We start from the raw sequence: 8,618 nt of genomic DNA on the forward strand, positions 1-8,618 counted from the left end.
GCGACCCACGGATCGCCGCGGGCCGGCGCCCGGTCAGCCGAGCATCCGGATGGACGCGGGATCGAGGCTGCCCTCGGACAGCTCCACGGTGGCCCCGCGGGCGTAGACCGGGATGTTCGAGTTCGCGAACGGCACCAGGTCCAGGTGCTGGAGCAGGGCCTTCTCGGCCGCCGCCCACTGGGGGCACCCACCGACCCCGGGCACCTTCTGCGCGGCGTCGACGGCGGCCTGGTAGTCCTTGTTGTCGATGGCCGCGAAGTTGGTGCCCTGCGGCGGAACCGGCCCCGACACGTACGGCACGAGTTGGCTCGGCAGCGTCACCCCGATCGGGAACATCGCGACGTCCCAGGCCAGCTGACCGCCGGCGATCTGGCCGACCTGCACCTCGGTGACCGGCTTGAGGACCGCCTTCACACCGACGGCGGTCCACTGCTGCTGCAACAGTTCGGCGGTTGCCTGGGCGCCGGGCGTGCCCGACGTCGAGTACGCGACCGTCAGGGCGAGCGGTGTGCCACCGCGGACGCGTACGCCGTCGCCGCCGACCGTCCAGCCGGCCGCGTCCAGCGCGGACCCGGCCGCCGCCTTGTCGAAGCCCGGCAGGGTGCCGGTGACCGTGTCGCCCTTGCAGGGGGTCATGGACGGCGCGACGAGACCGGTCGGTGCCGCACCCTGCCCACTGGTGAAGACCTGCCGCAGCTGGGCGAGGTCGAGCGACTGCACCAGGGCACGACGTACGGCCGGGTCGGCGGTGGGGAGGCCGGCCTTCTGGTGGAACAGGATCTCGCCGGTGGGCGCGAGGACGTCCCGCTTCAGGTAGCCGTCGCCTCGCAGACGCTGCCCGTCGGGGCCACTGAGGCGGGCGGCGTTCACCTCCCCGGACAGCATGAGGTTCGCGGTGGTGGCCTCGTTGGCGATGATCCGCAGAACCACCTTGTCCGGCAGACCGGGCTGGTCGCTCTTCCAGTCGCCGGGGCCCCAGGCGTAGTCCTTGCGCCGGGTCAGTGTGTAGTGGTCGTCGGCGACGGCCTCGGTGAGGGTGAACTGGCCGGTGCCGTCCGAGCCCCGCTTGAGGACGTCCCGGTTCGTCATGCCCTTCTCGCAGACGATGGGCAGGCCGCCGATGTTGCGGTCGAGGAAGGCGTCCGGCGACGGGGAGGTCACCGACACCGTGCCGGCCGCCTGGTCGGCGGTGGCCGTGGCGCCGGCCGGCACGTACGTGCCGACCCGGCTGGAGCCGTTCTTGACGTCGCCGACGAAGCTGATGTTCGCCGCGACCGTCCCGGCGGTCAGCGGGCTGCCGTCGGCGCAGGTGATGCCCTTGCGCAGGGTGAACGTCGCGGTGGTCGTCGTCGCCTGCCACTTCTCCGCCAGGCCGGGGAGCAGTGTGCCGTCCGGGGCGAAGTCGAGCAGCGAGTCGTAGAGGAAACGATCGACCTGCCCGGTGACCGAGAGCGAGGTGAAGTGGGGATCGAGACTGCCCGGATCACCGGGCAGTGCCATCGTGAACGTCTTGCCGTCGACCAGGCGGCCATCGGAGCCGCCCGCGTCACCACCGCAGGCGCCCAGCAGGAGCGCTGCCGCTCCGAGCGCCGCAGCCAGTCGCAGAGCCTTCATCGCGCCTCCACGTGCTACGTGTGCGGCAAGACTGCCGATCGCGCGGTCCGGTTGTCTTTGGCGTGTCCGACAATATGACGACCTTCCGCTTGTACGTGACGACGACGTGAACCGGCCTGCGACGCGCACGCCCTCCGGTGTCGCTGAACCAGGGTCCGGAAAGTCTCCGGAAATTTCGGCTGCGGCTCCCCCGGATCGTGATCCTCCCACCGGCACGCCAAGGTGATCTCCGTGAACCCTGATCGACTACTGACCAGGATGGACGGCTTCCCTGTGGGTGGTCGACGCCCAGCACGAGGTTGCCGCGATGTTTCCGGAAAATGTTGACAGGCTGACGGCTGGGTCAATACGGTCCCCATCGACGGCGCTCAATCACCGTCGACGCCATTCACCGCGACCCACTCCTCCGGTCGTCGTGCGGGACGACCGGCCACCACCACCAGGCGGGATGACGCCGGTGACCGTCACGTGGCCACCGGCAGCGGGCCGCCACGAGGAGGAACAGGTTCATGACCGACACCAACCACACCCCCATCAGACCGAGGAGGCGCGGCCGCATGCGGTTGCTCCTCGGCGCCGCCTGCGCGGCCGTCCTGGCCGTCACCGGCACGATGACGGCCACCAACGCGTACGCCGAGGCCGACCGGACCCTCACCTCGAACCTCACCGGCACGCACAACGGCTACTTCTTCTCGTTCTGGAAGGACAGTGGCAACGCCAGCATGACGCTGCGCGCCGACGGCCGATACACCAGCAGTTGGGACAGGAGCACCAACAACTGGGTCGGCGGCAAGGGTTGGGCCACCGGCAACCGACGGACGGTCACCTACTCGGGCAGCTACAACCCGGGCAACAACAACACCTACCTCGCCCTGTACGGGTGGACGCGCAACCCGCTCATCGAGTACTACGTGGTGGAGAACTTCGGCAGCTACAACCCGAGCAGCGGCGCCACCCGGATGGGCACGGTCACCACTGACGGCGGCACCTACGACATCCTGCGCAGCCAGCGGGTCAACGCCCCGTCGATCGACGGCAACCAGACGTTCTACCAGTTCTGGAGCGTCCGCCAGCAGAAGCGCTCGAGTGGCACCATCACCACCGCCAACCACTTCGACGCCTGGGCCCGCGCCGGCTTGAACCTCGGCACCAACCACAGCTACCAGATCATGGCGACCGAGGGCTACCAGAGCAGCGGAAGCTCCGACATCACCGTCCGGGAGGGCAGTGGCGGCAACCCGACCTCCCCGCCCCCCACCGGCAATCCCGGGACCGGCAACTGCACCGCGACCCTCTCCGCCGGCCAGCAGTGGGGTGACCGGTTCAACATCAATGTCGCGGTCAGCGGCGCAACCAACTGGGTCGTCAGTCTCGGTCTCGGCGGCGGCCAGAGCGTGCAGAACAGCTGGAACGCCTCCGTCAGCGGCACCAGCGGCACCGTCACCGCGACACCGAACGGCAGTGGCAACAACTTCGGAATAACGGTCATGGCCAACGGCAACTGGAACTGGCCGACCGTCACCTGCCGCACCGGCTGACCCGGACCACTGCGACACGGCACCTCTGGCGTGGCGGCCTCGGCCGCCACGCCAGAGGTGTGTGGGGCCCCTGGTCGACCTGCAACCATCGAGCCGAACCGAGGCCGCGGCCATCGCGCACGGCCCGACCCGCGGTGGCAGACTGACGATCCGCGGTCGGAGCGGCGAACCTCCCGGCAGGAGATCGGCGAAACTTCGGACGACCATGTCGAGAACCCGTCGCCGGCTCCGTCCCCGGAGTGAACGCGACCAAGATGGGCCGCGCCCGTACCGGGAGAAACACACGATGGCCAAGTACCTGCTGCTCAAGCACTACCGAGGCGCCCCGACCGCGGTCAACGACGTACCGATGGACCAGTGGACGCCGCAGGAGATCTCGGCGCACATGCAGTACATGCGCGATTTCGCCGCGCGGCTGGAGCAGACCGGCGAGTTCGTCGAGGGCCAGGCGCTCGCGCCCGAGGGGACGTTCGTCCGGTACGACGGCGAGGGGAACCCGCCGGTCACCGACGGCCCGTTCGCCGAGACCAAGGACCTGATCGCCGGCTGGATGGTGATCGACGTCGACAGCTACGAGCGGGCCGTCGAGCTGGCCGGGGAGCTGTCGGCCGCGCCCGGGGCGGGTGGGAAGCCGATCCACGAGTGGCTTGAGCTGCGCCCGTTCCTCACCGAGCCACCCACCATCACGGAATGACCGCTGAGCTGGACGAGGCTCTGCTGCGGAGCCTCACGCCGAGCGTGCTCGGGATCCTCGTCCGCCGCGGAGTCGACTTCGCGGCGGCCGAGGACGCCGTGCAGGACGCGCTGGTCGAAGCGGTACGCGTCTGGCCGGCCGACCCGCCACGGGACCCGAAGGGCTGGCTGATCACCGTGGCCTGGCGCCGGTTTCTCGACACGACCCGCGCTGACGTCGCCCGCCGACGACGCGAGGACCTCGTCGACGAGGAACCGGCGCCCGGGCCGGCGCCCACTGTGGACGACACGCTCCAGCTCTACTTCCTGTGCGCCCACCCGTCGCTGACGCCGTCATCGGCGGTCGCGCTCACGCTGCGCGCCGTCGGCGGCCTGACCACCCGGCAGATCGCGCACGCCTACCTGGTGCCCGAGGCGACCATGGCGCAGCGGATCAGCCGGGCCAAGCGCACCGTCTCCGGTGTGCGGTTCGACCAGCCCGGCGACGTCGCCACCGTGCTGCGCGTCCTCTACCTGGTCTTCAACGAGGGCTACTCCGGCGACGTCGACCTCGCCGCCGAGGCCATCCGACTGACCCGGCAACTCGCTGCCGCGATCGACCATCCCGAGGTGGCGGGGCTGCTCGCCCTCATGCTGCTGCACCACGCCCGGCGCGCCACCCGCACCGCGCCCGACGGCAGCCTCGTGCCGCTCGCCGAGCAGGACCGGGACCGATGGGACACCACGTCGATCGCCGAGGGCGTCCAGATCCTCCAGACGGCCCTCGCCCGCGACCGGCTGGGCGAGTTCCAGGCCCAGGCCGCCATCGCGGCACTCCACGCCGACGCGCCCACCGCCGACGAGACCGACTGGGTGCAGATCGTCGAGTGGTACGACGAGCTCACGCGCCTGACCGACAGTCCGGTCGTCCGGCTCAACCGCGCGGTGGCGGTCGGCGAGGCCGACGGACCGCGCGCCGGTCTGGCGGCGCTCGCGGCGCTGGACGACTCACTGCCTCGTCACACGGCGGTCGCCGCGTACCTCCAGGAACGCGATGGTGACCTGGCGACGGCCGCACGGTTGTACGTCGAGGCAGCCCGCAAGGCAACCAATCTCGCCGAACGTGACCACCTGACCCGCCAGGCCGCCCGGCTCAACGCCCGCCGCTGACGGGTCACGTCACGGACGCGCTCGCGTCGTCCCGCGCGTCGAGGTACGTGTTCAGCGCGGTGGCGCCGCGGGAGTCGACACGCCAGACCCGCACACCGTCGAAGGTCTGCCGTACGCCCTCCCGGAAGACCGGTACGTCGTCGACGCCCGCCAGCTGGCCACCGCCCTCGCCGGCGTTCTCCCCCGGCTGTCCCCCTGGTTCGCTACTCCCCGCTCGACCCGACGCAGGTGGCCAACACCGACGGGATCGCCTTCGTCAAGGACACCCGGCGCAGCTGACTCCCCGCCGGGCCCCGGCCAGTCACCTGCCGAGCAGGTTCGCACGTTGACGAAGGTGGCGCGACTAGACTCAGGACCGGCGTCGATCGGGGGAGCGTGCGCAGGTGAGTTCGTCCCAGCTTCTCGTCACGCTGGACCGCGACAGTCCGGTTCCGTTACAGCAGCAACTCTGCGATCAGATCAGCGGATCCGTGCGGACCGGTCGGCTGCGCCCCGGTGACCCGGTGCCGCCCAGCCGTGAGCTGGCGCACCAGCTCAGGGTCTCCCGGACAGTGGTGACCCGGGCGTACGAGCTGCTGCGGGCCAACGGGGTGCTCACCTCGCGGCGCGGATCCGGCACGCGGGTCAGCGACGCCCTGACCGACGCGCCGCCACCCTCCCGACGCGCCGCCCGCGCGCACCTACGGCCCGAGCCTCCACTGCCCACCGATGCCGGCAGTCCACTGTGGAAGCCCTGGGAACCAGCGCCGATGCACCGGTCGGACGGGACGTACGACTTCCGGCACGGCACGCCGGCGCTGGCCAGCTTCCCGGTGGCCCGGTGGCGGCAATCGCTCGCCGAGGCGGTGAGCAGGGCCGACGCGGTGGCGTTGGGCTACGGCCCGGCCGAGGGCTCCCCGTCGTTGCGTACCCAGATCATCGCGCTGCTGCGGCGCAGCCGGGCACTGGACGCCACCCGCGAGACGACGGTGGTGACCAGCGGCGCCACCCAGGCCATGGACATCCTGGTCCGGCTGCTCGTCGGCCCCGACGACGTGGTGATCATCGAGGATCCGAGCCACACCGTGCTGCGGCAGATCTTCGGCTACTCGCGGGCCGCGGTGGTGCCGGTGCCCGTCGACGAGGAGGGCCTGCGGGTCGACGAGATCGAGTGCCGGGTCCGCGCGCACGGTCTCGACCCGGCCCGCGTACGCCTGGTCTACGTCACACCGTCGCACCAGTTCCCGACCGGGTTCATCATGTCCGACCGGCGGCGACGAGCGCTGCTGCGCTGGGCCCGCGAACACGCGGCCACGGTGCTGGAGGACGACTACCACAACGAGTTCACCTTCGCCGAGGAGCGGCTCCCGTCGCTGGCCGCCGACCCGCAGGACGCGGACGTGGTCTACGTCGGCAGCTTCAGCAAGACCCTCTTCCCCTCGCTGCGCATCGGGTACGCGGTGTTGCCGCCGCACCTCGTCCGGCCGTTTCTCGGCGTCAAGTGGATCACCGATCGGCTGACCCCGACGCTGACCCAGGAGGCGCTGGCCGAATTCATCTCCTCCGGCGCGTACGCCCGACACATCGGCCGGATGGACCGCCTCTACCGGCAGCGGCGCGCCCGGCTGCTGGAGGCGCTCTACGAACACTTCGGCGCGGGGGTACGGATCTCCGGCACCGCGGCCGGGCTGCACGTGCTCGTGACCCTGGGCGGCGCGCCCGACGCCGACGAGGCGGAGATCGTGCGCGCCGCCGCAGCGCGGGACGTCCGGGTCTACCCGGCCTCGGGCTACTTCGTCACCCAGCCGCCGAGCGAACCGACCTTCCTGATCGGGTACGCGACGCTGCCCACCGCCCGGATCACCGAGGGAGTGGCGCTGCTGGCCGCCGCGGTGCGGGAAGTGACGGCTCGGTGAAGCGGGGCCGGCGGAACCGGGCGCGCTGGGCGTACGGGACGGTGCAGTCGAAGACCGCCTTCGCCGTCCGCCCATCGGCCGACAGCGCCGGCGAGTAGCCGGTGTGCTGGCTCGGGTCGAGCGGGAAGCCCTCCCGGTCCGGCAGCACCCGCAGATCCTGGTCGGCCTGGAAGCGGGTCACCATCGCCCACCACAGGTCCTGGTCGGACTCGATGTCGACGTCCTCGCACACGCACAGCACCAGCTTGGCCATCCGGAACTGCTCCAGCACCGCCTCGCCCGCCGCACGTACCGCGACGTCGTCCTCCGGGCCGCGCTTCGCCGGCCACTGGAGCACCACCATGAGCTGACCGCCGCCCGCGGTGTGGCAGTGCGCCGCGAGGGCCGGCGTGCCACGGCGGCGCAGCAGGTCCAGCACCGCGGCCTCCATCCCGAAGCCGAGCAGTATGGACTGCTCGTGCCCGGGACCGGACACCGCCTGCAGGATCGGGCTTTCCCGGGCGGTGATCGCGGTGACCCGGATCAACGGCAACGAGGGGTGCGCCCGGCCCTGGTAGCCGAGGAACTCCGGCGTGGCCACCGTGCCGTGTCGGCTCTCCGGTGCCCGGTCGGCCAGCAGCTCCCCCTCGATGACGTACTCGGCGTGCGCGATGAACTCGGCGTCCACCGTGCGGCAGGGCAGCAGCTCCACCGGCTGACCGGCGAGCCCTCCGGCCACGGCCAGCTCGTCGAGATCGGACGGCACCAGCGAGGTCGGGCAGCAGGAGGACAGCAGCACCGCCGGGCTCAGGCCGAGGTGGATCGCCACCGGCAACGGACGCCCCCGACGCAGGGCGGCCTGGTGCGCGAGTTCCAGGTCCCGACCGGGCACCATCCAGATGCTCAGCGTGTCCGACCCCTGCACGCACATCCGGTGCACGGACAGGTTGCGAACCCCGGTGTCCGGGTCGGTGGCGAGCACCGCGCCGAGGGTCAGGTAGGGCCCGGCGTCCTCGTCGGTGAGGACCGGCACCGGCAGCGCGGTCAGGTCCAACGGCAGCGTCTCGCGAGGCCAGCGGGTCGGGTCGGGGGCGAGCATCGGCGGGCGGGGCGCGGCCACCGCGGCGAGCAACCGGTGCGGCAGCTCGGCGGGCGTGCAACCGACCAGGCCGGCGGCGCGTCGGCGGGTGCCGTAGAGCCCCATCAGCACCGCTCGGGTCGGGCCGTGGTCGGGGCGTACCCGGTCGAAGAGCACCGCCGGACCGGCGCCGGTGGGCGGGGCGGCGGGCGCACCGGCCCAGCGGGCGTAGTGGGCGGAGACGCCGTACCGGGCGGGCAGCTCCGTGGCGACCCGGACCAGCTCGCCCGGGAGCGGGTCGAGGGTGGCCAGGGCGTGCCGCAGGTCCACGGGCGGGCGGGTCATCGGTCTTCCGCCAGCGACGCGGCGGCACGGCGGGCCGCCAGCATGTCGAGCTGCATCCGGGTCAACTCGTCGATGAGCGCGCGGTAGGTGCCGACCGCCACGGCCGGCGGCATGCCGTGCCGGTCGGCCAGGTCGTGCACCCGGTCGAGCACCTGGCGTACCCGGTCGGGTGACCGGACGGTCGCCTCGTCCGTCTTGTGCGCGCTCAGCTCCTGCACCACCCGGGTGCGCTCGGCCAGCAGGGCGATGATCCGCTCGTCGAGCCCGTCATGGCAGCCCGCAGCTCGGCGATCCGGGCCGGGCCGTCGGCGGCGCCGGCCGGCGGGG

The 8,618-nt window shown here is 71.8% G+C and carries 7 protein-coding genes; 4 read left to right on the forward strand and 3 right to left on the reverse strand.

Annotated features, from left to right (window positions below; translation table 11 throughout):
* Positions 1 to 33: 33 nt before the first annotated feature.
* On the reverse strand, positions 34 to 1,614 hold the full coding sequence (locus tag JNW91_RS02410) for an ABC transporter substrate-binding protein (RefSeq protein ID WP_203173302.1): 1,581 nt from the start codon (positions 1,612 to 1,614) through the stop codon (positions 34 to 36).
* A gap of 557 nt (positions 1,615 to 2,171) precedes the next feature.
* On the opposite strand from JNW91_RS02410, the gene JNW91_RS02415 reads away from it, so the two are divergent.
* From JNW91_RS02415 to pdxR, 4 genes are all read left to right on the forward strand, one after another.
* Positions 2,172 to 3,152, forward strand: a complete 981-nt coding sequence (locus JNW91_RS02415; protein WP_238424220.1) for a glycoside hydrolase family 11 protein — start codon at positions 2,172 to 2,174, stop codon at positions 3,150 to 3,152.
* Positions 3,153 to 3,438: 286 nt separating this feature from the next.
* A complete protein-coding gene (locus JNW91_RS02420; protein WP_203173304.1) occupies positions 3,439 to 3,846 on the forward strand; it encodes a YciI family protein in 408 nt (135 codons plus the stop codon).
* 8 nt (positions 3,847 to 3,854) lie between these two features.
* Complete coding sequence (locus JNW91_RS02425; RefSeq protein ID WP_203173318.1) at positions 3,855 to 4,994, forward strand: RNA polymerase sigma factor; 1,140 nt, start codon at positions 3,855 to 3,857, stop codon at positions 4,992 to 4,994.
* Between the two features lie 383 nt (positions 4,995 to 5,377).
* A complete protein-coding gene (gene pdxR / locus JNW91_RS02430) occupies positions 5,378 to 6,889 on the forward strand; it encodes a MocR-like pyridoxine biosynthesis transcription factor PdxR (protein WP_203173305.1) in 1,512 nt (503 codons plus the stop codon).
* Here pdxR and JNW91_RS02435 read toward each other — a convergent pair.
* The gene (locus tag JNW91_RS02435; protein WP_203173306.1) at positions 6,834 to 8,291 is read right to left on the reverse strand and encodes a UbiD family decarboxylase; all 1,458 of its coding nucleotides are present in this window, start codon (positions 8,289 to 8,291) and stop codon (positions 6,834 to 6,836) included. The two genes, pdxR and JNW91_RS02435, sit on opposite strands and share 56 nt — an antisense overlap.
* The coding region (locus JNW91_RS02440; protein WP_238424221.1) for a chorismate mutase at positions 8,288 to 8,618 on the reverse strand (331 nt) is incomplete at its 5' end. The genes JNW91_RS02435 and JNW91_RS02440, both read right to left, overlap by 4 nt.

The organism is Micromonospora parastrephiae, from assembly GCF_016802865.1.
Lineage (GTDB): Bacteria > Actinomycetota > Actinomycetes > Mycobacteriales > Micromonosporaceae > Micromonospora > Micromonospora parastrephiae.

Coding starts and splice junctions, on each gene's coding strand:
- JNW91_RS02410 (WP_203173302.1), bottom strand. CDS start 1,614: ATGAAGGCTCTGCGACTGGCTGCGGCGCTCGGAGCGGCAGCGCTCCTG.
- JNW91_RS02415 (WP_238424220.1), top strand. CDS start 2,172: ATGCGGTTGCTCCTCGGCGCCGCCTGCGCGGCCGTCCTGGCCGTCACC.
- JNW91_RS02420 (WP_203173304.1), top strand. CDS start 3,439: ATGGCCAAGTACCTGCTGCTCAAGCACTACCGAGGCGCCCCGACCGCG.
- JNW91_RS02435 (WP_203173306.1), bottom strand. CDS start 8,291: ATGACCCGCCCGCCCGTGGACCTGCGGCACGCCCTGGCCACCCTCGAC.